This window comes from Aerococcus agrisoli (assembly GCF_003797145.1).
GTDB classification, from domain to species: domain Bacteria; phylum Bacillota; class Bacilli; order Lactobacillales; family Aerococcaceae; genus Aerococcus; species Aerococcus agrisoli.
On record NZ_RKMG01000004.1, the window covers coordinates 42,493 to 68,134 of the forward strand.

20 protein-coding genes and 1 pseudogene are annotated in these 25,642 nt (G+C 37.3%); 20 read left to right on the plus strand and 1 reads right to left on the minus strand.

Annotated elements, in window-relative coordinates; all coding sequences use genetic code 11:
- Positions 1-62 precede the first annotated feature (62 nt).
- The 18 genes and pseudogenes from EF384_RS02125 (at position 63) to lepA (ending at position 22,823) form a co-directional block, all read left to right on the plus strand.
- Entirely contained in the window at positions 63-833 is a 771-nt protein-coding gene (locus EF384_RS02125) for a DeoR/GlpR family DNA-binding transcription regulator (protein ID WP_123779342.1), read from the plus strand.
- Positions 830-1,744, plus strand: coding sequence for a 1-phosphofructokinase (pfkB, locus tag EF384_RS02130; protein ID WP_123779343.1), 915 nt, complete (start codon positions 830-832; stop codon positions 1,742-1,744). Before EF384_RS02125 ends, pfkB begins: the two co-directional genes overlap by 4 nt.
- A 24-nt stretch (positions 1,745-1,768) precedes the next feature.
- Complete coding sequence (locus tag EF384_RS02135) at positions 1,769-3,694, plus strand: PTS fructose transporter subunit IIABC (RefSeq protein ID WP_123779344.1); 1,926 nt, start codon at positions 1,769-1,771, stop codon at positions 3,692-3,694.
- A gap of 234 nt (positions 3,695-3,928) precedes the next feature.
- Positions 3,929-5,431, plus strand: a complete 1,503-nt coding sequence (locus EF384_RS02140; RefSeq protein WP_123779345.1) for an MFS transporter — start codon at positions 3,929-3,931, stop codon at positions 5,429-5,431.
- A gap of 167 nt (positions 5,432-5,598) precedes the next feature.
- Positions 5,599-7,317 carry an ABC transporter ATP-binding protein gene (locus tag EF384_RS02145; protein ID WP_123779346.1) on the plus strand — a complete coding sequence of 573 codons (1,719 nt, stop codon included), beginning with the start codon at positions 5,599-5,601 and terminating at the stop codon, positions 7,315-7,317.
- Positions 7,310-9,046 carry an ABC transporter ATP-binding protein gene (locus EF384_RS02150; protein WP_123779347.1) on the plus strand — a complete coding sequence of 579 codons (1,737 nt, stop codon included), beginning with the start codon at positions 7,310-7,312 and terminating at the stop codon, positions 9,044-9,046. Before EF384_RS02145 ends, EF384_RS02150 begins: the two co-directional genes overlap by 8 nt.
- Before the next feature lie 315 nt (positions 9,047-9,361).
- Entirely contained in the window at positions 9,362-10,162 is an 801-nt protein-coding gene (locus EF384_RS02155) for a transporter substrate-binding domain-containing protein (protein ID WP_123779348.1), read from the plus strand.
- Between the two features lie 33 nt (positions 10,163-10,195).
- On the plus strand, positions 10,196-11,530 hold the full coding sequence (locus tag EF384_RS02160; RefSeq protein WP_123779349.1) for an MmgE/PrpD family protein: 1,335 nt from the start codon (positions 10,196-10,198) through the stop codon (positions 11,528-11,530).
- Positions 11,530-12,894: an adenylosuccinate lyase gene (gene purB / locus EF384_RS02165; protein ID WP_123779388.1), complete on the plus strand. Its 1,365-nt coding sequence runs from the start codon at positions 11,530-11,532 to the stop codon at positions 12,892-12,894. Before EF384_RS02160 ends, purB begins: the two co-directional genes overlap by 1 nt.
- Positions 12,894-13,400 carry a GNAT family N-acetyltransferase gene (locus tag EF384_RS02170; RefSeq protein ID WP_123779350.1) on the plus strand — a complete coding sequence of 169 codons (507 nt, stop codon included), beginning with the start codon at positions 12,894-12,896 and terminating at the stop codon, positions 13,398-13,400. Before purB ends, EF384_RS02170 begins: the two co-directional genes overlap by 1 nt.
- Positions 13,401-13,416: 16 nt before the next feature.
- Positions 13,417-14,094, plus strand: a complete 678-nt coding sequence (locus EF384_RS02175) for an amino acid ABC transporter permease (protein ID WP_233570010.1) — start codon at positions 13,417-13,419, stop codon at positions 14,092-14,094.
- Between the two features lie 12 nt (positions 14,095-14,106).
- Complete coding sequence (locus EF384_RS02180) at positions 14,107-14,859, plus strand: amino acid ABC transporter ATP-binding protein (protein WP_123779352.1); 753 nt, start codon at positions 14,107-14,109, stop codon at positions 14,857-14,859.
- Positions 14,860-15,059: 200 nt separating this feature from the next.
- Positions 15,060-15,795, plus strand: a pseudogene (locus EF384_RS02185) (DUF554 domain-containing protein).
- Positions 15,796-16,032: 237 nt separating this feature from the next.
- Positions 16,033-17,085, plus strand: a complete 1,053-nt coding sequence (gene hrcA, locus EF384_RS02190) for a heat-inducible transcriptional repressor HrcA (RefSeq protein WP_123779353.1) — start codon at positions 16,033-16,035, stop codon at positions 17,083-17,085.
- Between the two features lie 21 nt (positions 17,086-17,106).
- On the plus strand, positions 17,107-17,652 hold the full coding sequence (gene grpE, locus EF384_RS02195; RefSeq protein ID WP_123779389.1) for a nucleotide exchange factor GrpE: 546 nt from the start codon (positions 17,107-17,109) through the stop codon (positions 17,650-17,652).
- A 99-nt stretch (positions 17,653-17,751) separates the two neighbouring features.
- Entirely contained in the window at positions 17,752-19,572 is a 1,821-nt protein-coding gene (gene dnaK / locus EF384_RS02200; protein ID WP_123779354.1) for a molecular chaperone DnaK, read from the plus strand.
- Between the two features lie 89 nt (positions 19,573-19,661).
- Positions 19,662-20,825, plus strand: coding sequence for a molecular chaperone DnaJ (gene dnaJ, locus EF384_RS02205; RefSeq protein WP_123779355.1), 1,164 nt, complete (start codon positions 19,662-19,664; stop codon positions 20,823-20,825).
- A gap of 174 nt (positions 20,826-20,999) precedes the next feature.
- Positions 21,000-22,823 (plus strand): translation elongation factor 4, encoded by a 1,824-nt coding sequence (gene lepA / locus EF384_RS02210; protein WP_123779356.1) that lies wholly within the window; start codon positions 21,000-21,002, stop codon positions 22,821-22,823.
- A gap of 257 nt (positions 22,824-23,080) precedes the next feature.
- Here lepA and EF384_RS02215 read toward each other — a convergent pair whose 3' ends face one another.
- Positions 23,081-23,680 (minus strand): TMEM175 family protein, encoded by a 600-nt coding sequence (locus EF384_RS02215; RefSeq protein ID WP_123779357.1) that lies wholly within the window; start codon positions 23,678-23,680, stop codon positions 23,081-23,083.
- A gap of 158 nt (positions 23,681-23,838) precedes the next feature.
- Between EF384_RS02215 and EF384_RS02220 the strand changes: the two genes are divergently transcribed.
- The gene (locus tag EF384_RS02220; RefSeq protein ID WP_123779358.1) at positions 23,839-24,873 is read left to right on the plus strand and encodes a zinc-dependent alcohol dehydrogenase family protein; all 1,035 of its coding nucleotides are present in this window, start codon (positions 23,839-23,841) and stop codon (positions 24,871-24,873) included.
- A gap of 173 nt (positions 24,874-25,046) precedes the next feature.
- A complete protein-coding gene (dcd, locus tag EF384_RS02225; protein ID WP_123779359.1) occupies positions 25,047-25,565 on the plus strand; it encodes a dCTP deaminase in 519 nt (172 codons plus the stop codon).
- Positions 25,566-25,642: the final 77 nt, after the last annotated feature.

Genomic DNA, 25,642 nt, shown 5'->3' on the forward strand with positions numbered 1-25,642 from the left:
AATCGGTAAGCGTTTGCATTTCAGTGTTACCGCTATATCTTATAGGTAAAGGAGGCTATCGCGTGCTATTAGTAGAACGTAAAAAAATCATAGCTGATTATTTAAAACAGCATCATATGGTGGATTTACAAACATTAGTAAGCCTGACAGGTGCTAGTGAGTCAACCTTGCGTCGAGATTTGGACAGCATGGAAGAAGAAGGCGTGCTCGTACGTGTACATGGTGGTGCCAAAATTAAAAAAGCACCTAACTCTGTTATTGGTGATGAGCCTCGTTTTAGCGAGAAGGTAGCTAGTAATGCCCAAGAGAAACGTGTAATTGCTAAGGCTGCTGTTGAAATGGTTGAACCCAGTCAAACGATTTATTTAGATGCAGGGACTTCGTCATTATTGATGATTGATTTCATTGAACCTGCTATGCGTTTGAATCTCGTAACGAATGGGGTAGATCAGGCGATTGCAGCTAGTAGTAAGGGGTTAAATATTCAGTTATTAGGGGGAACCTTAAGAGCGAATACCCAGGCTATTGTGGGCCAAACTGCACATAAGCAATTGGCTAAATATCATTTTCATCATGTCTTTTTAGGGATGAATGGTGTGGATATTCATGATGGGTTAACTACTACTGATGAAGCGGAAGCTTTCTTAAAGGAACAAGCTGCTAATCAAAGTAAGAATGTTCATCTTTTAGTCGATCAGACAAAATTTGAAAAAACTTATCCAATCAATGTCGCGATAGATGGCAAATTTGATTTGATTACCAATAGTTTTGAAGATCGTCAAATGAAAGCAAAATATAGTGAAGTTTACAAAATCAAGGAGGTAAAGAATTGATTTACACATTAACGTTAAATCCCTCAATCGATTATTTAATGTATATCGATGAAATTAATGTAGGGAAAACAAATAGAGCAAGTCGTGAACAAATGTTACCAGGTGGTAAAGGGATAAATGTTTCGCGTATTTTAAACCAATTTGAAGTCAGTAACATCGCATTAGGCTTTGTTGGTGGTAACTCAGGTGAGTTTATCAAGCAATGGTTACAAAAAGAAGGTACAACTACTCAATTTATCGAAATTGAAGGAAATACTCGTATCAACGTGAAGACTAAAGGACATCAAGAAACTGAAATTAACGGTGCTGGTCCTGTGATTAGTGAAGAAGCGACCAATCAATTGCGTCAACAAATTCAAGCTATGACTAGTGATGACTTAATCGTTTTATCTGGATCAAAAGCACAAGGTTTGCCTGATGATTTTTATATTAGTTTGATTACATTATTAAAAGAACGCAATATTCCATATATTTTCGATACTGCAAGCCAAGAATTACTTGAAGCTTTACCAATGTCTCCATTATTGGTAAAACCAAATCAAGATGAATTAGGCGAATTATTTGGTACAGAAATCAAGAGTATTGATGATGTTGTCACTTATGGTAAGAAATTACATGAAATGGGTGCACAAAATGTCATTGTATCGCTTGGTGGAGACGGCGCATTGTTCATCGATGGTGAACGTATTATTAAAGCAGATGCACCTAAGGGCAACGTAATTAATACAGTTGGTTCTGGTGACTCTATGATTGCTGGATTTATCGCTGGATTAGAACAAGGTTTACCAGCCTCTCAAGCTTTTGTTTTAGCAGTACAATCTGGTTCTGCCACTGCCTTTAAGGAAGATTTAGCTGAAAAAGCTGATATTGATGCCTTAAATGGTGCCGTTAAATTAAACTATTTGCACTAAAATTTTATATAAAGGAGCATATATATGAAAATTACAGATGTTGTACGTGAGGAATTAATGATTCTTGACGTTAAAGCGAATACAAAAGCTGAAATTTTAGATGAAATGGCACAAAAACTAGTTGATGCTGGTGCTGTGAACAATTTCGATAGTTTCCGAGCTGATATTCAAAAACGTGAAGACACAATGTCAACTGGTTTAGGTAACGGTATTGCAATGCCGCATGCGAAAAATGAATCAGTAACAAAAACTTCAGTAGTATTTGCGAAAAAAGAAGGCGGCTTAGATTTTGAATCTTTAGATGGCCAACCAGCAGAATTATTCTTTATGATCGCTGCTGAAGGTGGATCTGCTGATACACATTTAAAAGTTTTAGCTGAATTATCTAAATTATTGATGAACGAAGACTTTATTTCAGCGCTTAAAGGTGCTGAAACGACATCAGCAGTTACAGGTATCATTAAACTTGCTCAAGCGCAAATTGATGCTGAAAATCGTGCGGAAGAAGCTGCGAGCCAATCACCAGTTGTGACTGAAGTTGACGAGAAAAAACCTTATATCGTAGCTGTAACAGCCTGCCCTACAGGTATTGCACATACGTATATGGCTGAAGATGCTTTGAAGAAAAAAGCAGCTGAATTAGGCTACCAAATCAAAGTTGAAACACGTGGTTCTGAAGGTGTGAAACATGCACTAACAGCTGAAGATATTGAAAAAGCAGATGGTATCATTGTTGCTGTAAGTAAAAATGTACCAATGGGTCGTTTCAATGGTAAAAAAGTTGTTGAACGTCCAGTTGCGGATGGTATCAACAAAACTGAAGAATTAATCAACTTATCATTATCTGGTGATGCACCTGTTTACCATGCAAAACACCAAGATGACGATGAAAACACTGCTTCTGACGATCAAGGTGCAGGCTCAGGTAAATTCAACTTCAAGTCTCTATACAATGACTTGATGAATGGTATCTCAGCTATGCTTCCATTTGTTATCGCAGGTGGTATTATTTTAGCTATCTCATTCTTAGTTGAACGTTTTTCAGGTAGTGAATCATCATTATTCTTAGGCGTTAATGCTATTGGTTCTGCAGCATTCGCATTCTTAATTCCTGTATTTGCGGGTAACATCGCGCGTTCAATTGGTGGTCAACCTGCTTTAGTAGCTGGTTTCTCAGCAGGTGCTTTAGCTAACTCAGCTGGTGCTGGTTTCCTAGGTGGTTTAGTTGGTGGTTTCCTTGCTGGTTACGTTACATTATTAGTAATTGAAAGCTTGAAAGGTTTACCAAAATCACTTGCAGGTACTCGTTCAATCTTGTTCTATCCAGTATTCACTTTATTCATTACTGGTATTATTATGTACTTCATCGTTGGACCAATCTTTGCGGGTATCAATACAGCAATGATTAACTTCCTAGAAGGTTTAGGTACAGGTAACTTAGTATTATTAGGTGCAATTTTAGGTGGTATGATGGCTATCGACATGGGTGGTCCATTCAATAAAGCTGCATATGCATTCTCAATTGGTATCTTTACTGATACTGGTGATGGTAAATTCATGGCCGCTGTAATGGCTGGTGGTATGGTACCACCATTGGCTATCGCTCTAGCATCAGTTATCTTCAAAAACAAATTTACCGATAAAGAAAAACAATCAGGTTTAACAAACTTCATCATGGGTCTTACATTCATTACTGAAGGTGCTATCCCATTTGCAGCGGCTGATCCGCTACGCGTAATCACTTCAAGTATCATTGGTTCAGCTGTAGCGGGTGGTTTAACTCAATACTTCGCTACTAACGTACCAGCGCCTCACGGTGGGGTAATTACAATGGTAGCCTTAGGTAACCATCCGTTACTATTGATCTTATCTGTGGCAATTGGTTCTATTATTGCAGCCATCATTTTAGGTTTATGGAAAAAACCTGTTGTTGAAGAAGCAAAAGCATAATATATAAAAATGCAAAAAAATACACGATTCCTTTTTGAAAGGGTCGTGTATTTTTTTGCCTTATTTTGAGAAAATATTGCAATTTTAGTTTGTAATTCAATCGAATTAGTGAAAAAATCCACAAATATTCCTAAAAACGCTTGCATTTTTATCCGTTTATTGTAAAATTGAATTATCATTTTGATAAAGCGCTTTCATATATGAATAACTCAAACTCGTTTGGAGGATTTAATCATGGCAAATATGCAAGAAAATCAAGTCGTAAATCATAAGGATAAATACCATCGCGCTAAATTGTGGCAAATTGGTTTATTCTCATTAAACAATGCGGCGACCAACTTATATTTATTTGGTTTTGGTTTCGTTTCTTTTTATTCAACAGGTTTATTAGGACTTACTGCTTTAATTATTAGTCAATTACTAGGTTATATTCGTATCTTTGATGGATTTATTGATCCAGGTTTAGGTGCATTAATCGATAAGTTTGATTCTAAATTTGGTAAGTATCGTCCTTTAATTGTTATTGGTAATATTATTACTGCAATTTCTTTTATCATTTTATTCCAAACACACTTAGTGAGTGATGGCTGGAAATTCCCTGTGTTGATTTTGGCATTAATCGTGCATAAAATTGGGTATTCATTACAAGCGTCAGTTACAAAAGCAGGGCAAGCTGCCTTAACAAGTGACCCGAAACAGCGCCCAATTTTCTCAATGTTTGATGGTATTTTCACAGCTTTAATTTTTACTGGTGGACAATACTTTGTGACAAACTTTATTTATCCTAAATTCAACGAATATAGTTCTGCATTCTTTGCTGAGTTTATTCCGATGATTATTGTTACGTCTGCCGTTTTAACAGTTTTAGCAGTTATTGGTATTTCAGCTAAGGATAGAATCGAGTACTTTGGTATTGGTGAAAATAATGCTGAAATCAAATTAAGAGACTACTGGCCAATCATTAAGAATAACCGACCATTACAAACATTAGCAATGGCAGGGGCTTTTGTAAAATTGAATACGCAATTATTCTCTGATCAAGTAACGCAAATGTTAATCTTTGGTATTTTATTCGGTTCTTATCAATTATCAGGTCAAATCTCATTAATTATGGTTGTGCCTAATATTTTAATTTCTATGGCAGCTTCTGCGGTTGCGCGTAATAAAGGTTTGAAATGGTCTTATGTTACTTGGCTTAAAATTGGTACCGCTTTCCTAGTTGCTTTAGGTTTCTTAGTTTGGCAAGCACAACCAGGTATGCTAGATTTTGGTAATTTAACCTTTTATAGCGTTTCTTTTGTAATCGCATACATGTGTGGTCGTCAATTCTCAACTTCACCATCTGGTTTAATTTTAACTATGGCTGCTGACGTTTGCGACTATGAAACAAGTGAATCTGGGCACTATGTATCTGGTATGATGGGGACAATTTTCTCACTTACAGATTCAATTGCATCATCATTGGCGCCAATGTCTATTGGGTGGGTATTAGCTGCCTTTGGTTATGGTGCCGCTTATCCTGATGAAACAACTGCGTTAACACCAGAGTTACGTTGGGTTGCTTTAATTATCTTGGTCTTGATTCCGTTAACAGCAAATATTCTAGCTTTAACATTTATGAAATTCTACACATTAGACCGCGAAACAATGGAAAATATTCAAACTAAGTTGAGTGAAATGCGTGACGCGAAAGATGCTAAAGAGGCAGAACTTATCGCTGCTACTGAAGAAATTTAGTAGAAAATAAGCGGTTTTCGCTAACAATATATTGATAAATTGTTTAATTGATAACCCAAATGTGATGGAAATTACGTTTGGGTTTTTTGTTGGGCATTTGTATGACTTTGCATTTGATTTAATGATATGATGAAGGCAATGATAATGAAAGTTGGTACATATAGCCTATGCGAGTAAAAGATATACTGTTAAAAAACAAAGGTCCGGCATTTTTTGCCTTTGTAGCTAAAGTTGTAGAAGCAATTTTAGAATTATTAGTGCCGATTGTCATGGCAACTTTAATTGACAGAGGAATTAATATGCAGGATCGTTCAATGATAATACGACAAGGGATTTTATTGGCTGTGTTACCAATACTAGGCTACTTGTCTGCCTTGGTGTGTCAATATTTAGCTTCTAAAGTTTCCCAAGATATCGGGACAGCTGTCAGAAAAGAAATGTTCTCACAACTAAATCGAATTGACCGTAAGCAATTGGATCAATTAACTGCATCTTCAGTGGTATTACGAATCGAAAATGACACACAGAACTTACAATTAGCTGTTGCTTTAATGATTCGATTGGGGTCACGGGTACCCGTATTATTGATTGGGTCAATTTTGATGGCCTTTTATGTTAGCCCAGAATTAGCGCCCATTTTTATCGTCGGCGGATTCATTATTGGTGCCATCCTTATTTTTATTACTTTTTACAATAATAAACAAAATGGACGTATCCAGAAAAAAATGGATCAATTATCCCGTATTGTGCGTGAGAATTTTTCAGGGATTCGTGATATTCGGGCCTTCGCTAATGAAGCACATGAAATCGATCGCTTTGAAGAAGAAAATATTCAATTAAGAAGCGAACAAATGAGAATGGGGAGTTTTCAAGCTTTGGCTAATCCCTCAAGTCTATTGTTAGTGAATATTACGATTGGATTCATTTTGTTCTTTGGTGGTCGATTAGTGAACAACGGACAGTTTATGCAAGGGGATGTGGTTGCCTTAGTCCAATATATGAACAATATCTTACTTGCATTGAATGTATTAGTAAATATTTTGCTTGTATTTAGTCGAGGTATAGCTGGTATTCGCCGTATTGATGAAGTGTTAGATTTAGAACCTACGATAATTTCGGGGACAGCTACTGTTGATCAGAATACACCAATGGCTTTGTCGTTTGATAATGTAACTTTCGCTTATGGTAGTCGCAATACAATCGAAAATATATCTTTTGAGATTCAACTGGGTGATTTTTTCGGTATTATTGGGGGGACAGCATCAGGTAAGTCTACATTAGTTAACCTAATGCTACGCAATGATGATGTAAATGCAGGTGCTATTTATGTCAATGGCGATAGTTTGCAATCACTTGATTTAAAGCAATATCGTCAAGCAATTGGGTTAGTACCGCAAGCAGCTACATTATTTTCAGGCACACTTAGGGAAAATCTATTGATGGGTAAAACAAATGTTTCTGATGAAGCACTATGGGAAGCTTTAGCAATTGCCCAAGCTAAAGCGTTTATCGAGAAAAAAGATGAAGGCTTAGACTTAATGGTGAGTGAGGGTGGTAAAAACTTCTCCGGAGGCCAACGTCAACGTCTAACGATTGCTAGAGCTTTAGTAGGTAAACCACGTCTCTTAATTTTGGATGACTCATCGTCAGCTTTAGACTTTGCAACTGAAGCTAAATTGCGTGCAGCCTTAAATGCCTTGAATACAACAGTTGTGATGATTTCACAACGGGTATCTTCTGTACAACATGCTGATCAAATATTAGTGATGAATAATGGTCGTAACGCAGGAATTGGTACACATGATGCTTTACTAGAAAACAGTGAAATTTATCAAGCAATTGTGGATTCACAATTACAAAAGGAAGGAGGAGAAAGTCATGAATAATAAGACTTTTTCTTGGTTATTAAACTACATTAAGGATTACCGTTTATTAACAATCCTACTTTTTGTATTTTCCACCATTACAGTGGTATTCCAGGTTTTGATTCCTATTCAAATTGGACGCGCCATTAATGAAATTATTGGGTTCGGCCAAGTAGATTATGACAAATTGTGGACGGCTATTTTATGGTTAGGCATTTATGCTTTCATTGCGGGTATCGCTCAGTACTTGCAAAACATGACATCAAATAAATTAACCTATCATATTATTGCGGATTTACATCGTGATTCTTTCCATAAAATCCAACGCTTACCGTTGCGATATGTTGATGGTCGCTCTTTGGGTGACCTAGTTAGTCGCGTGATTAATGACGTTGACCTGGTAGGTAACGGTTTACTACAAAGTTTTAACAACCTATTCTCTGGGGTAATTTTGATACTGGGTGTTATCATCATGATGTTATCACTCGATGTGAAAATAGGTTTAATCGTTATTTTCCTAACACCTATATCAGTGATTGTGTCATATTTTATTGCTAGTCGTACATATAACCGTTTCACTGAACAAGTAAACTTACGAGGAAAGCTAGGCGGTTTTGTTGATGAAATGGCACATGGACAAAACATTGTGCGAGCCTTTACCTTTGAAGATGCAGCCGTTGAAAAATTTGCTGGCATTAATGCCGAAGTACATCAATCTGGTTTATGGTCACAATTTTATGGGGCATTAATTAACCCAACATCTCGTGTTTTAAACTCGGTGATATATGCTATTGTGGGTGTTGTCGGTGCCTTTACGGTATTGAGTGGCCAATTAAGTGTTGGTATTTTCTCTTCCTTTTTAACTTATGCCAACCAATACAACAAACCTTTTAATGATATTTCTTCTATTATAAATGAAATGCAAACGTCTTTAGCTGCGGCAACACGTGTATATGAATTATTGCATGCAGAAGAAGAAGCACCTTCACGGAATCAACTACAAGCTGATACTACAGATGGAGATGTAGACTTTAAGCATTTAACGTTCTACTACGACGAAAAAAGACCGTTAATCGAAGATTTAAACGTCCATGTAGCTGCCGGAGATACGGTCGCAGTTGTTGGGCCAACAGGTGCTGGGAAGACAACGCTAATTAATTTATTGATGCGATTCTATGATCCAATCGCTGGTGGCATCCATATCAATGGCGTTAATACTTTGGATATGAAACGTGCTTATTTACGTCAAAAATTCGGCATGGTTTTACAAGATTCATGGATTTTTGAAGGGACAATTTTCGAAAATATCGCCTATGGTAAAGCAGGCGCAAGCATGGATGAAGTCGTTGCTGTTGCCAAAAAAGCACAAATCCACGATATGATTATGCAGATGGATAATGGTTACGATTTCCAATTAAGCGAAAACGGGACGAATATTTCTAAAGGACAACAACAGTTGATTTGTATCGCGCGTATCATGTTGACTAGTCCAGAGATGTTAATTTTAGACGAAGCAACATCGTCGATTGATACGATGACTGAAAAAGGCATTCAAGTAACCTTTGATACCATGATGAAAAATCACACAACCTTTATTGTGGCACATCGTCTATCTACGATTGAAAATGCTGATCAAATATTATATATGGAAAATGGTCATGTATTAGAACAAGGGAATCATCAAGACTTGTTAGCAAAGAAAGGTAAATACTATCACTTATACCAATCACAATTTGAACATCAAGTATAAATATCTATTTGCGAAACTTAGTGAAAAGACGACTGGAAAATATTTTTCTAGTCGTCTTTTTTTTCGAAAATTCTGTAATATTAAGTGATATTGACCGCGTGCACTACGTAAGTATATATTTTCACAAAAAAGGCAAAAAAAAAGTTACGATTTATGAGCAAAAAGATAGCATAATCCACATAAATCCCTTAAAATACATGTTTGTAGTGATATGGGTTTCCTATTACGTACTATCGTAAATGGATATAAGCTTTCAACCAGTTTCAGTGCTATTATAGAGTTCATATTTGAATACAGTTTTTAGGAGGATTTTTAATGAAGAAATATCTTAAATGGTTAGTTTTTGCAGCAGTTGCTTTATTGGTAGCGGCATGCGGAAATACAGGTTCTACAGAAGAATCTAGTTCAGCGGCAGAAGCTGAAAAAGTAATTAAAGTAGGGGCAACAGGTCAATCATTCCCTAACTCATACCAAGAAGATGGTGAATTAACTGGTTTTGATGTAGAAGTTTTTGAAACTGTTGCTGCAAACTTAGGCTACACTGTTGAATGGACAACTGGTGGTTTTGATGGTTTAGTAACACAATTAAACACTGGTAAAATTGATACAATCGCAAACAACTTTGCTGCGACTGAAGAACGTGCAAAAGTTTACCAATTTACAGAACCATATGCATACGCACATACAGCTTTAGGTGTGTTAGCAGATTCAGATATCCAATCAATTGAAGATCTTGAAGGTCAAACAATTGGTGGGGTTGCAGGTTCAAATAAAGTCGATATCATCACAAAATATATCGAAGATAACGGTTTAGATATCGAAATCCGTACTTATGAAAACCGTGAAGGTCCAGAATTAGACTTAGAAAAAGGTCAAATTCAAGCATACGTACAAGATTACGCGATTATCCAATCATCAATCACGTTGAAAGACAAACCATTCCGTACTTTAGAACAAACATTCTCTGATGATGAAGTTGTTTTCCCATTCGCACAAGACGAAGCAGGTACAGCTTTGAAAGAAGAATTTGATGCTGAATTGGAGAAATTACGTGAAGATGGTACTTTAGCTGAATTATCAACTAAATACTACGGTGAAGATATTACACAACCATAATTAAGACATCTTTCATCTTTAGGAGGAAGCAATATGAATGAAAACCTTTGGATCAATAGCTTAATTGATGCCAAGCCACTAACTAACCACGTAGCTGTTAGGGAGGCAAAAAAGGGGATACAGGATTATCTTGCTTCCTCCTTTTTTGCGGTTAAAAATCCTAACGTATTAGCATTAAATAATGAACAAGCTATCGTATATGGCCAAACTGAAACGTCTAAACGTTTCAATCTAGAAACAAGTCATCAAGCCCTTGTGTATGGGTTTGCCGCCCACTATGAAGACCTTGATGACACACAAAGTAATTTGCGCGGTCATCCTAGTGCTGTTATCTTATCGGCTTTATTAGCGGTAGCAAAACCACATGATGCAGGTGAAAAATTCCTGGATGCTTATATTTCGGGAATTGAAATTGCAGGTCGTTTGGGTCAGGTTTTTAATCCAACCATTTACAACAAGGGATGGCATTCAACCGGTTTTATTGGAATTTTTGGTGCTACGGCTGCTTTAATAAAATACTTAAATATCGATGCAAGCATCGCAAATCAAGCTTTCTCACTAGCAGCCAGTCAAGCAAGTGGCTATCGTTTCCAATTTGGCTCTGATGCTAAACCGTTACAAGCGGGCATTGCCGCTAAGCATGCGATAGATGCGGTTGATTGGGCACTAAAAGGTATGACGGGTTCTGCTAACTACTTATCCGGTAAAAATGGCTTAGTGCATATGTTTGACTTAGATGAAAACAAACTGCAAAGTGTTTTATCTGCACCATGGACAGAATCTTTGGAAATTGTTTCACCGGGTTTATGGTTTAAAGCATATCCATTTTGTTCAGCTGCATTTCGCTTAGCCGATGCATCGCTTGAAATCCATGAGAAACAAGCAATTCAGTTAGACGACATTGAAAGCATTGATATTTCCTTTAATCCAGGACGAGATGCCGCGTTGATATATACTAATCCAGTAAATGGATTACAAGGTAAATTTTCAGGTGAATATGTGACTTTGTTAGGTTTAACGAAAGGGACATTTGATCCTAAAGATTTTACAGATGCATCACTGGATGATGAAGTCTTAGCAAATTTAGACAAAGTGAAACGTGTCTATTATCCTGAAACAGAAAAAGGATTATCTTCACAAATTTATGTTAAACTGAAAGATAAAACGACTTTTCATGCAGAGGTTTTTGATCCATATGGCTCACCGAATAATCCCCTAAGTAATGCTGATATCAAGGATAAGTTAGCAAATGGGTTAGGAAATGAAAAACAAGCGAATGTTATCGCACAGACGATTGAAAATTTAGAAAAGAATACATTAAAAGAATTTTTGCAAGCAATTAATAGAAATGAAAATGGAGGCAAATGATGGGATCACATGCAATAGATTTAATCACGATTGGCAATAACTTTGGTACCGCAGAAATGCGTGCCCTATGGGATGATAAAGCCCGTATTCAAAAACATTTGGACACTGAAGCTGCTTTGGCTTTAGCAGAAGGTAAATTAGGTTTAATACCACAAGAAGCAGCAGAAAAAATTGCAGCAGCTGCTGATGTGAATTTATATAATATTGAAGATATCGCAGCCGAATCTGCACGCTTACGTCATTCTTTGATGGGGACAATTAACGCCTTAGAACGTCAATCTGGTGATGCTGGTGAGTATGTGCATTTTGGCGCAACAACTCAAGATATCGTAGATACAGGTATGATGCTTCAAGTAAAAGATGCCTATGCGATTATTGAACGTGATGTACATATTATTATGGAAGAATTAGCATCATTAGCAAAAGCACATCAAGATACGGTTATGATTGGTCGTACACATGGGATGCATGCTTTACCAACAACCTTTGGCTTTAAAGTAGCCGTATGGTTAGATGAGTTCATTCGTCATGCTGAACGTCTTGCAGAAAGTAAAGCCCGTATTTTTGTCGGTAATATGAATGGTGCTGTTGGTACTTATGCTTCATTCGGTCCTAAAGGTGCAGAAGTAGAAACGGAAACAATGGCTCATTTAGGCTTAAATACAGCAAACATTGGCTGGCAGTCTGCCCGTGACCGTTTTTCTGAATTTGGGAACATCGTAGCCTTAATTTCAGGGACTGCTGGAAAAATTGGTAACGAGTTCTACAATTTGATGCGTACTGATATCGGTGAAATTGAAGAACCATTTACAGAAGGTGAAATCGGTTCTTCAACAATGCCACATAAACGTAATCCAGCATTATTTGAAGGTTTAGCATCATTAACACCACCAGTCTTAAAAGCTGTTAGCCTTTTACATGAATCAATGGGGACTGAACATGAACGTGATGCAATGCACTGGCGTCAAGAATGGGTTGCATTACCAGAGATTTCAATTTATATTTCTGGTCAATTATCAATCTTGAAAAATGTTTTAGATGGTTTAACGGTGCGTAAAGACCGCATGGCTGCTAACTTAGACCGTCAAGCAGGTTTAATTATGTCTGAAAAAGTCATGTTTGAATTAAGCGACAGCTTAGGGAAACAAACTGCACATGCTAAAGTCTACAAATTAGCGATGACATCTTTTGAACAAGGTTTGAACTTTGGTGATGTGTTAAAAGCAGATCCAGAAATTGCCGCAAATCATTCAGATGCTGAAATTGATCAATGGTTAAATCCAAGTGAATACACTGGTTTAGCTCATGAAAAAGTGGACCAAGTATTGAATGCTTATGCAACGTACTTGCAAGGTGAAGCCTAATGGGTAACAATGAACACGTAACATTTCGCCAACTAACGATGGCAGACCAACCAGAATACCAAGCACTAATCCATTCTGCGTATGGCTCCATTGATACGAATCAAGTAAGCTTTGATGCAGCAAATGAAACTACTGAGGAAAATATTGCTTGGTTAGAAACTATCCCTACTTATGGTTTATTCAATGCTGAAGGTGATATGGTTTCAGCTGTATCCTTGCGTTTTCCATGGGGGCCAGAACCTGGTCCTCAAGTTTTTCCACATATTGGTCGTTTAGCAACACATAGTGATCATAAAGGTCATGGTTATGCTAAAATGGTTTACCAACATGTTGAACAAGTGCTCAAAGACCAAGTGAAAACGCCACAAGTTACATTGGGGACAGCTGACCAACTACCATGGTTAGTAGACATGTACAAACGTTGGGGCTTTGTTGAATATGAACGTAAACAGTTACCTGGAAAATTGCATACAACTGTTTACTTAGCGAAAAAATTATTAGATTAGGATTTTACGAAAGGAAGTGTCAACTTTGGATTTTCAATATATGATCGAAATATTTCCAGAAATAGCGAAATATATTCCTATTACATTATTTCTAGCAATTGTTTCTATGTTCTTTGCCGTGATTATTGGGTTAATTGTTGCATTTGGACGCAGAAGTAAAAATGGCTTTATTTCTTGGTTAGCGGGTGCTTATATTTCCGTATTCCGTGGTGTGCCAACTGTTGTTCAATTATTTATTATTTATTTTGGGTTACCGCAATTTTTCCCATCAATGTCTATGCTAAGTGCATCGACAGCTGCTATTATCGGTTTTTCATTTAAAGAAGCTTCATACTTAGCTGAAATTTTCCGTGCAGGTTTGGATTCAGTTGATACTGGGCAGATTGAAGCAGGACTTTCTGTAGGTATGAAACCATGGAAAATCTATCAAACAGTTATTATCCCTCAAGCAATTGTGAATGCTGTTCCTGGTACCTTAAATGTATTTGTATCTCTAGTAAAAGAATCGTCAATCGTCTTTACTTTAGGGGTTACTGAAGTTTTCGCTTCTGGTAAGTTATTGGCTTCATCTTCAATGCTATACTTCGAAACTTATGTAGTTGTTGGTTTTGTATATTGGGTAATCATTGTTTTGATTTCATGGTTGCAAACCAAATTAGAAGGCAAACTTTCAGCACCATATAAACGTAGTTAAGGAGGGAAACGTATGATAACTGTAGAAAAATTAGTGAAAAAATTTGGCGATAATACGGTCTTAAAAGGCATTGATTTACAAGTGAATGAAGGCGAAGTTGTCGCAATTATCGGTCCCTCTGGATCTGGTAAATCAACACTGTTGCGAAGTTTAAACCTATTAGAATCGCCTGAATCTGGTACCATCGAAATTAACGGGGTAAAAGTTACGGCGCCAAAAATTTCAAAAGAAGAAGCTTACCAATTGCGTCAACAAACAGCAATGGTATTCCAACACTATAATTTATTTAAGAATAAAACCGCTTTGGAAAATGTGACGCTATCGTTGATTTCAAACAACGTGATGTCAAAACCGGATGCAGAAAAATTAGGCTTAAAATTATTAGATGAAGTTGGATTATCGAAACAAAAAGATCAATATCCGATTACTTTATCAGGTGGGCAACAACAACGTGTATCCATCGCCCGTGCATTAGCGGTGAATCCAAAAGCTATTTTACTTGATGAGCCAACCAGTGCTTTAGACCCAGAATTGGTCAATGAAGTATTGGAAACCATTGAAAAACTTGCTAAAGGGCAAACTACTCTAGTAATCGTGACACATGAAATGAGTTTTGCGCATAAGGTTGCGGACAAAGTAATTTTCATGGACAATGGTGTAGTCGTTGAGGCTGGTAAACCGGATGACATTTTTACCAATCCTAAAGAAGCACGAACAAAACAATTCTTAAAAGAGTACCTACATACAGATGACTATGTTATCTAAATAAAAGATTAAAGCGTCAAAATCGATGAATCGATATTTTGACGCTTTTTTTGTCTGAAAAGTTGGTGATTCTTTGCTATATTAGTATTATGGGAATAATTCTTACGGGTTTTTAATCATTTTTCACTGGAAAAGTTATATACTGTAAGAGTTGCCCGTATTTTAGGCAAAAAATTATGAAAATAGGAGGAGAGTTATATATGCCGGTAGGTATTATTGTAAATGTTTTGTCTGTTATTATTGGCGGTATTGTAGGTGGTCTGTTTGGTGAAAGACTGACTGAAAAATTTAAAGTAGAAATCAATATGATTTTTGGTGCCTGTTCTATGGCCATGGGTATTTATGCGATCGTGCCAATGAAATATGAAATACATGCCTGCTGTTATTTTATCAGTGGTATTGGGTACAGGCTTTGGTATGATTATTCATTTGGGTGATAAAATTAATAAGGGTGCAGTGATGATGCAACGTCAAATCACTAAGATTATTCCAAATGAAAAAGTAGATTTACCTGAAGAAGAATTTGTTTCTACATTAGTAACTGTAATTGTTTTGTTCTGTGCGAGTGGGTCAGGTATTTATGGTAGCTTACATTCTGGTATGACTGGTGACCATTCCGTATTAATTGCAAAATCAATTTTAGACTTCTTTACTGCAGCAATCTTTGCTAGTTCGCTAGGCTATGTTGTGTCAGTTATTGCTATTCCGCAATTTATTGTATTTATGTTAATTTTCCTACTAGCAAATGTCATCAGCCCATTCATTCAACCTGATATGATCCTCGATTTACAAGCAGCTGGTGGTATTTTAATGTTAGCAACTGGTTTTAGAATGATTAAAGTAAAAATGTTCCCAACAGCAGATATGATTCCAGCGATGCTGTTCGTGATGCCAATTTCTTGGGCATGGGGCAACTGGATTTTACCATTAATGTAATCTTATGTAATTTAAAAAATGAATGAAATATGTTCTCCTAAGTTTGTGCCACATGTGCATGGATAAGTTAGGGAACATGTTTTTTTTTTTTTCAAAATTTATAGAAAAGCAGCATAAGGTAAAAAAGGTCAAAAATACGTCAAAAAAAGTTTGACTATTATTGACAAAAGGATAATCAAGTGATATATTATAAATATGTTAGCAGTCATAGTTGTTAAGTGCTAATGAGGTGAAAAGATGTTAACAAAAAGACAAAGTTTAATATTACAGGCAGTGATTGATTACTATGCAAAATATCAGTCGCCAGTCGGTTCCAAGCCTTTATCTCAACATCCTGAAATTAATGCAAGCTCCGCGACCATTCGTAACGAGCTAGCAAGACTAGAAGAATTATCTCTGATTACAAAAACCCATGCTTCATCTGGTCGAATGCCAGCAGAGCAAGGTTATCGTTACTATATCAACCACATCATGCCATATTTTGGTGGATTGATTGATTTAGGTTTAGATGAAGAAGAAGAAGCAATGCTTCAAAATATCTTCAATGATCCTTATAACGATTTGAATCAAGTAATTCGTAAGACAGCTGCTACGTTAGCAAACTTGTCGGAGAATGTCGTAATTTCAATTGGACCGGATATTGCTACGCAACGACTAGCTAAGTTTCGTGTGCTTTCTTTAACGAAAGACCAAGCGATGGTTATTTTGGTGACAGATAAAGGCGTCATCCGCAATCAGGTAGTGAACTTTAATTCAGTTCTTACACCAGATTTGATTGAAGGTATTGCTGAAATCATGAACCAAGAACTTGTTGGTCTTGAGCTTTCGAAAGTAATACAAAGGCTGCAAACACACTATTTAAGTGATATTGATCAAATGAATCATTCTGCTGAAGACAGCAACCATTTGATTCATCGATTAATGAGTCAGTTTAATGGTGACGACATGATCGTAGATGGTCAGAACTATTTATTTTCTGCATTGGCAGAGATGTCAGACGGAGCTAGTATCCCACATCTAAGTCAACTGTTAGAAAACCACGCGGTGATTGCATCGCTAATTAATACGTCTGATCATGGTATTCAAGTTCGTGTAGGTAAAGAGCTCAAAGATCCTTCATTGGAAAAAATGAGTTTAATGTCTGCCAACATGGGTACTGAAAATTCAGGTAACATCATTACTTTTGCTGTGTTAGGTCCAGAGAATATGTCTTATATTCGAATGGCTCAGTTATTCCAAAGCATTTCAAAAGGAATGAGTAAATACCTTGACAATAATTATAAATCTTAGGGGGTCTATCAATTGACAAATATGGATGATAATCAACAAGATTTACATGTTGATGAAGAAGTAAATGAGACAGAGGTTCAGGAAGAAACTGAATCAACGACTGAAACAACTGAAACTAGCGAATTAGAAGCTTTGAAAGCAGAATTAGCTAGCAAAGAAGATCAAATCATTCGTTTATCTGCTGAAATTCAAAATATTAATCGTCGTAACCAAACTGAACGTGAAGCATCTGCAAAATATCGTTCACAAAATCTAGCAAAAGCGATTTTACCTGCTGTGGATAATTTGGAACGCGCATTAGACATCGAAGTTGATGATGATGCATCTAATTCAATTCATAAAGGGATTGAAATGGTTCACGCTAGCTTGTTACAAGCCTTTGCTGAAGAGGGCATCGAAGTAATTGATCCAAAAGGTGAAATTTTTGATCCAAACTTCCACCAATCAGTATCAGCTGTACCAGCTGAAGAAGGTCAACAAGCAGACGAAATCGTTCAAGTTTACCAAAAAGGTTACAAATTGAACGACCGCGTTCTACGACCTGCGATGGTTATTATCGCACAATAGCTGCGATATAATGGATTTGGCTAGTAAAACTACCTAATCCCAAACATTCAATTCATAAAAAATTGATAGATTTCAATAAAAAAAGGAGAAATGAATATTATGGCAAAAATTATCGGTATTGACTTAGGTACAACAAACTCTGCAGTTGCTGTTCTAGAAGGTGGCGAACCAAAAATTATCGCTAACCCAGAAGGTAACCGTACAACACCTTCAGTTGTTTCATTCAAAAATGGTGAACGCCAAGTTGGTGAAGTAGCAAAACGTTCTATGGTAACTAACCCTAATGCAATTGCATCAATCAAACGTCACATGGGTGAAGATGGTTATACAGTAGAAGTAGAAGGTAAAAACTACACACCTCAAGAAATTTCAGCAATGATCTTACAATACTTAAAAGGTTACGCTGAAGACTACTTAGGTGAAAAAGTAACAAATGCAGTAATTACTGTACCTGCTTACTTCAATGATGCACAACGTCAAGCCACTAAAGATGCAGGTAAAATTGCTGGTTTAGAAGTTGACCGTATCGTTAACGAACCAACAGCAGCTGCTTTAGCTTACGGTTTAGATAAAACTGAAGAAGACGAAAAAATCTTAGTATTCGACCTTGGTGGTGGTACATTTGACGTATCTATCCTTGAATTAGGTGACGGTGTCTTTGAAGTACTTTCAACTTCAGGTGACAACAACTTAGGTGGGGATGACTTTGACCACGCTATCGTAGACTTCTTAATCGCTGAATTTAAATCAGAAAACGGTATTGACTTATCTTCTGATAAAATGGCTATGCAACGTCTAAAAGATGCTGCTGAAAAAGCTAAAAAAGACTTATCTGGTGTAACATCAACTCAAATCAGCTTACCATTCATTACTGCTGGTGCTGAAGGTCCATTACACTTGGAAGTAACATTAACTCGTGCAAAATTTGACGAATTAACTTACGACTTAGTTCAACGTACAAAACAACCAGTGAAAAATGCTTTATCTGATGCAGGTTTAACTAAAGCTGACATTGACCAAGTAATCTTAGTTGGTGGTTCAACTCGTATTCCAGCGGTTATCGATATGGTGAAATTAGAAACTGGTAAAGAACCAAACCGTTCTGTAAACCCAGATGAGGTTGTTGCTATGGGTGCTGCAATCCAAGGTGGGGTTATCTCTGGTGACGTTACTGACGTTGTATTACTAGACGTAACACCATTATCATTAGGTATCGAAACTATGGGTGGCGTGTTTACGAAATTAATCGACCGTAACACTACAATCCCAACATCTAAATCTCAAGTATTCTCTACAGCAGCTGATAACCAACCAGCAGTAGATGTTCATGTATTACAAGGTGAACGTCCAATGGCTGCAGATAACAAGACTTTAGGTCGTTTCCAATTAACTGATATCCCAGCTGCACCACGTGGTGTACCTCAAATCGAAGTAACATTTGATATTGATAAAAATGGTATCGTAAACGTTAAAGCAACTGACAAAGGTACTGGTAAAGAACAACAAATTACAATCCAATCTAACTCAGGTTTATCTGATGAAGAAATCGATCGTATGATGAAAGATGCAGAAGCTAATGCTGAAGCAGATAAACAACGTAAAGAAGAAGCAGATCTTAAAAACGAAGTTGACCAATTAATCTTCCAAGTTGAAAAAACAACTGGCGAATTAGAAGGTAAAGTTGATCAAGCTGAAATCGACGAAGCAAATGCATTGAAAGATGAATTGAAAGCTGCTCAAGAAGCTAACGATATCGAAACAATGAAGACTAAGAAAGATGAATTAAATGAAAAAATTCAAGCTTTAACAGTTAAATTGTACGAACAAGCTGCTCAAGCGCAAGAAGCTGACGCAAGTGCTTCAAACGATGATGATAACTCTGTAGACGCTGACTTCGAAGAAGTTGACGACGATAAATAATCTATCACTACTGAACCCTGTCTTCTTTGAGGGCAGGGTTCTTTATGTTATGATTATGGACGAGAAAATCATTCAAGGGGGAGTATATCGTGGCTGAAAAGAGAGACTATTATGAAGTCCTTGGCGTTTCTAAAACGGCAACTAAGGACGAAATAAAAAAAGCCTATCGAAAATTATCAAAAAAATACCATCCAGATATTAATAAAGAAGCGGATGCGGAAGAAAAATTCAAAGAAATTAGTGACGCTTATGAAGTACTAAGTGATGACCAAAAACGTGCTGCTTATGACCAATACGGCCATGCTGCAACAGACGGCGGATTTGGTGGCGGTGGCTTCGGTGGCGGCGGTTACCAATCTTATGGTGGCGGTGGCTTTGAAGACATCTTCGAACAATTCTTTGGTGGCGGTGGTGGCGGATTTGGTGGCTTCGGTGGTTCTAGCCGTACCGCAAATCCAAATGCCCCTCAACAAGGTGATGATCTTCAATACAATATGGATCTAGAATTTGAAGAAGCTATTTTTGGGACTTCAGAAACTATTTCATATCGTCGCGAAGTGGACTGTAATGTCTGTGAAGGGTCAGGTGCTGAGCCTGGTACAGCGGTTCATACCTGTGCAACTTGTTCAGGTACTGGTGTAGAAAAAGTTTACCAACAAACACCACTTGGACGTGTTGTATCTCAAACTGTATGTCATACATGTAATGGTAAAGGTAAAACTTTTGACCAAGCATGTCACCACTGTCATGGTGCTGGTCGTGAAACTGAAACACACAAAGTGAAAGTAAACGTTCCTGCTGGTGTTGAAGATGGCCAAAGCATGCGTTTAAACGGACAAGGTAACGAAGGTAAAAACAAGGGACCTGCTGGACACTTATATGTTGTCTTCCGTGTAAAACGTAGCGAAGTATTCGAACGTAACGGTGCTGAAATTAAGTACGAATTACCAATCAACTTTGCCCAAGCGGCTTTAGGTGATGAAGTAGAAGTACCTACAGTTCATGGTAAAGTAAACATGAAAGTGCCTGCTGGTACACAAACAGGTACAAGTTTCCGCCTAAAAGGTAAGGGTGCACCAAAATTAAATGGTAATACGAATGGTGATCAAACGGTTACTGTACGTGTTGTTACACCAAAACACTTAAATGATGAACAAAAAGCTTCTTTACGTGCTTTTGCACGTGCTTCAAATGCAGAAGTAAGTGAAGAAGACAAAGGTTTCTTCGATAAATTGAAAGATGCCTTCTCTTAATATCATTATTTTATGAAAATGACAAAAGAGTCTGAGAAAAGTATTTTTACTTTTAACTCAGACTCTTTTTTATCAATCAGCATGTCACCGTACCACAGAGGCTTTCTAAATATTGTGGTATGAAGCCTTTTTTGCTATAATGATAATTGCTGAAAAACTAGAGGGGGATGGAAAATGAATATCCAAGAAATGAAAGCAAGACAAGAAAAAATTAGAAATTTTTCCATCATCGCGCACATTGACCATGGTAAATCTACGCTAGCTGACCGTATTTTACAGAATACAGGAACAGTTTCTGAACGTGAGATGCATGCTCAAATGTTAGATTCTATGGATCTTGAACAAGAACGAGGCATTACAATCAAATTGAATGCCATTGAATTAGAATATAAAGCTAATGATGGTGAAACCTATATTTTTCATTTAATCGATACACCGGGACACGTCGACTTCACCTATGAAGTTTCACGTTCTCTTGCGGCCTGTGAAGGGGCTGTCTTAGTCGTTGATGCGGCACAAGGGATTGAGGCACAAACACTTGCCAATGTTTACCTTGCTGTTGAAAATGACCTAGAAATCATTCCAGTTATCAATAAAATCGATTTACCTGCTGCAGACCCAGAAAAAGTCCGCCAAGAAATCGAAGATGTGATTGGTATTGATGCTTCTGAAGCAGTATTAACATCTGCGAAAGCAAATATTGGTATCGATGAATTATTAGAAGAAATCGTAGCCAAAGTACCAGCACCAACTGGTGACCTAGATGCACCTGTACAAGCATTGATTTTTGACTCAGTATACGATGCATACCGTGGGGTTGTATTAAGTGTACGTGTGGAAAATGGGGTGATCCGTTCAGGCGATACGATTCAAATTATGTCTAATGGGAAAAAATTTGAAGTTACCGAATTGGGGATCATGTCACCAAAACCAATTCCTCGTGACTATCTAATGGCTGGTGATGTTGGGTACATTACAGCATCAATCAAAACGATTCAAGATACACGTGTAGGGGATACTGTTACTTTAGCAACAAACCCTGCTAGTGAACCACTAGACGAATACAAAGCAATGAATCCAATGGTTTACTGTGGTCTATATCCAGTAGACTCAGCGGACTACGAAGATCTACGTGAAGCCCTAGAGAAATTGCAATTAAACGATGCTTCTTTAGAGTTTGAAGCGGAATCTTCTCAAGCCTTAGGTTTCGGTTACCGTTGTGGTTTCTTAGGTATGTTACATATGGATGTTATTCAAGAACGTTTAGAACGTGAATTTAACATCGATTTGATTGCAACATCACCGTCCGTAATCTACCACATTTATAAAACAGATGGCACTATGGTTGAAGTAGCTAACCCATCTGAAATGCCAGATCCAACTACAATTGATTACATTGAAGAACCAATTGTGAAAGCAAATATCATGGTGCCTCAAGAATACGTTGGTGCTGTTATGGAACTTGCGCAACGTAAACGTGGTACGTTTATCACAATGGATTATCTAGATGATATTCGTGTGGATGTGAAATACGAATTACCATTGTCTGAAATTGTATTTGATTTCTTTGACCAATTAAAATCATCAACCAAGGGTTATGCATCTCTTGATTATGAATTGGCAGGTTATTCACGTTCAAACTTAGTGAAACTGGACGTTTTATTAAATGGTGACGTTGTTGATGCATTATCAATCATCGTCCACAAAGACTTTGCTGAAAAGCGTGGTCGTGCGTTAGTTATCAAATTGAAAGAAGTTATTCCACGTCAACAATTCGAAGTGCCTATCCAAGCTGCAATTGGTCATAAGATCATTGCGCGTACCAATATCAAAGCCTTACGTAAAGATGTAACGGCCAAGTTATATGGTGGGGATGTTACCCGTCGTCAAAAACTATTGAAGAAACAAAAAGCAGGTAAGAAACGTATGAAAGCCATTGGTTCGGTAGAAGTACCGCAAGAAGCTTTCTTAGCCATCTTAGACATGGACGAAGAATAATTACTCTTATACATAAAAAGAAGAGAACAGTTTTTAAAAGAAACGTTCTCTTCTTTTTTATTTAAAAAATATTACTTACATGAGATTAGAGGACTGGAAGTGTAGTTCCTTAGCCGTGAAAGAGCATGAAATCGAGACCTTGGCTCGATTTCAAAGCGAAAGACCTTGGCTTTCGCTGGTGCCACGGCGAATAGGAACGTACACTATAAGGACGAAAATCGAAGATTTTATGCATTTCCTAGCGTCTTTATTCTGTCTTAGACATCAGGGTTTTGGTGAATATTCTTGCGCACAAAGTTGATTTGATTAGGGATGACTAAACAAACTAGGGTAATAAATAGGGCATACAACATGGCACGAGGCATGATAGTTGCGGACAATATTAATCCTAACACTTTAATGATGATATCTATTATATGCCAAGGCTTCATTCGAAAAGGTTGTTTATGTACGGGTTCTTTATCAGCATTGAATCGTGCAACGGTACTGTGCATCACCATATTTGAAAAAGTTATGGCTAATACAATAATACCGTAGAAAACTTGGGCACTGGCGTTCGACAAATCTTCAGACACAATGGAGGTAGCATAAGGAAATAAGGAGGAGAAAAATAGCATGACTAAGGTTGCCCAAATAGTCCGGTTATTGATCTTACTTACTAAATACCATTCATTATGTAAATTGATCCACATGATACCTAACCAAAAATAAGACAAACAGTAGGCAAAAAAGTTTTCGCGTAAAGCCCAGAAACCTTCAAATGAAACTGGGTCTGGCTTCGCTAACTCAATCACAAGTAGGGTCATGATGATAGCAAGCATAGCATCGATAAAAGCAATTAATCTGTCTTTATTCAAAGTTTTTCCTCCTTTTAAAATATTACTCAAAGTATATCACTTCTTTGATGCAAGATAAAATATAGACTAAGCTTAATTGTCTTTATTTTTAGGATATAATTTGACTTAGAGTGGGCTTCAAGGTATATATTATATAAATATTAAAGGAGTGTGATGAAATGAAAGCAGCTGTTTTCGTTGAACCTGGTCAAATGACCGTTGAAGAGGCGGAGATTCCTAAAATTCAAGCCCCGCATGATGCCATTATTAAAGTGGTCCGTGCCTGTGTATGTGGTTCAGACTTATGGTGGTACCGTGGTATTTCTAAAAAAGCTTCGGGATCATATGTAGGCCATGAAGCGATAGGGATTGTAGAAGAAGTTGGATCTGCAGTGACGCATGTACAAAAAGGTGATTTCGTAATTGTACCTTTTACCAATGGCTGTGGTCATTGTGCAGCATGTAAAGCTGGATTTGATGGTGATTGTACTACTTTTAAAAATGGTGCGGTTGGTTTCCAAGCTGAATATTTACGCTATGTTAGTGGGGATTGGGGTTTAGTGAAAATTCCTGGTCAACCGAGTGATTATTCTGCTGATATGCTCAAATCATTTACGACTTTAGCAGATGTGATGGCGACTGGTTACCATGCGGCTAAATCTGCTGAAGTGAAACCGGGCGATACAGTTGTCATTGTCGGGGATGGTGCTGTTGGCTTATGTGGCGTTATTGGTGCTAAACTGCTTGGTGCAGACCGTATTATTATGATGAGTCGTCATGAAGATCGCCAAAAATTAGCGCTAGAATTTGGTGCGACAGACATCATTGCTGAACGTGGTGAAGAAGGAATTGCTAAAGTACTTGAATTAACCGGTGAAGGTGCGGATGCTGTGCTAGAATGTGTTGGTTCTCAATTATCTGTAGAGACGGCGGTACAATTAGGTCGTGCAGGATCAATTGTGGGGCGTGTTGGTGTACCACATATTGATGAATTGGATACCAATAAATTATTCTGGAAAAATATCGGCCTTCGTGGCGGACGTGCCGCAGTTACAACGCATGACCGTGAAATTTTACTAGAAGCTGTCCTAGATGGTCGTATTAATCCAGGAAAAGTTTTCACTCAATCATTTGACTTGGATCAAGTGCAAGAGGCTTACCAAGCAATGGATGAACGTAAAGCAATTAAATCCTTGCTCGTGATCTCAGATTAAATATTTGTGTTGATGATTCAGAAAATATAAGCAAAATGCCTGTATGTATTTGTTTGCATGCGGGTATTTTTGTGTGCATTGTCCTTTTGCCAAAAAGTAAATGAAAAAGAGTACTATTGAATTTGGGAATATATGCGTATAATAGAGGAAAATAGTTAGTAAAGGGTGATTGCATGATTTTATCAGGTAAAAAAATTGCTGAAGAACAAGGCAAGGGGATTAATATTACGCCTTTCAATGAAGCTCAGGTGAATCCGAACTCATATAATTTACGTTTATCGAATGAGTTGGCGTATTATGAAGATGATGTGCTGGATATGAAAAAATTGCCTACTTTAAAACAGATTGAAATTCCTGAAGAGGGGTATTTATTAGAGCCGGGTAAATTGTATTTAGGGCGTACGGTTGAATATACGGAAACGAGTAAGTATGTACCTATGCTTGAAGGTCGTTCTTCGATTGGTCGTTTAGGTCTGTACATTCATGTGACGGCAGGTTTCGGGGATGTTGGTTTTTCTGGGTATTGGACATTAGAGATGCATTGTTTACAGCCAATTATTATCTACCCAAATGTTGAAATTTGCCAAATTTACTACCATACAATTAATGGGGAGTATGACTTGTATACTTCTGGTAAATATGCCAATAACAAAGGGATTCAAGCTTCACACTTATATTTAGATTTCCAATAAGATAAACGCCACAAAAGTATGAAGATTTTGTGAAGAAAAGCCTTAAAATAGGTTTTTATGTGAAATCAGACTTGGTT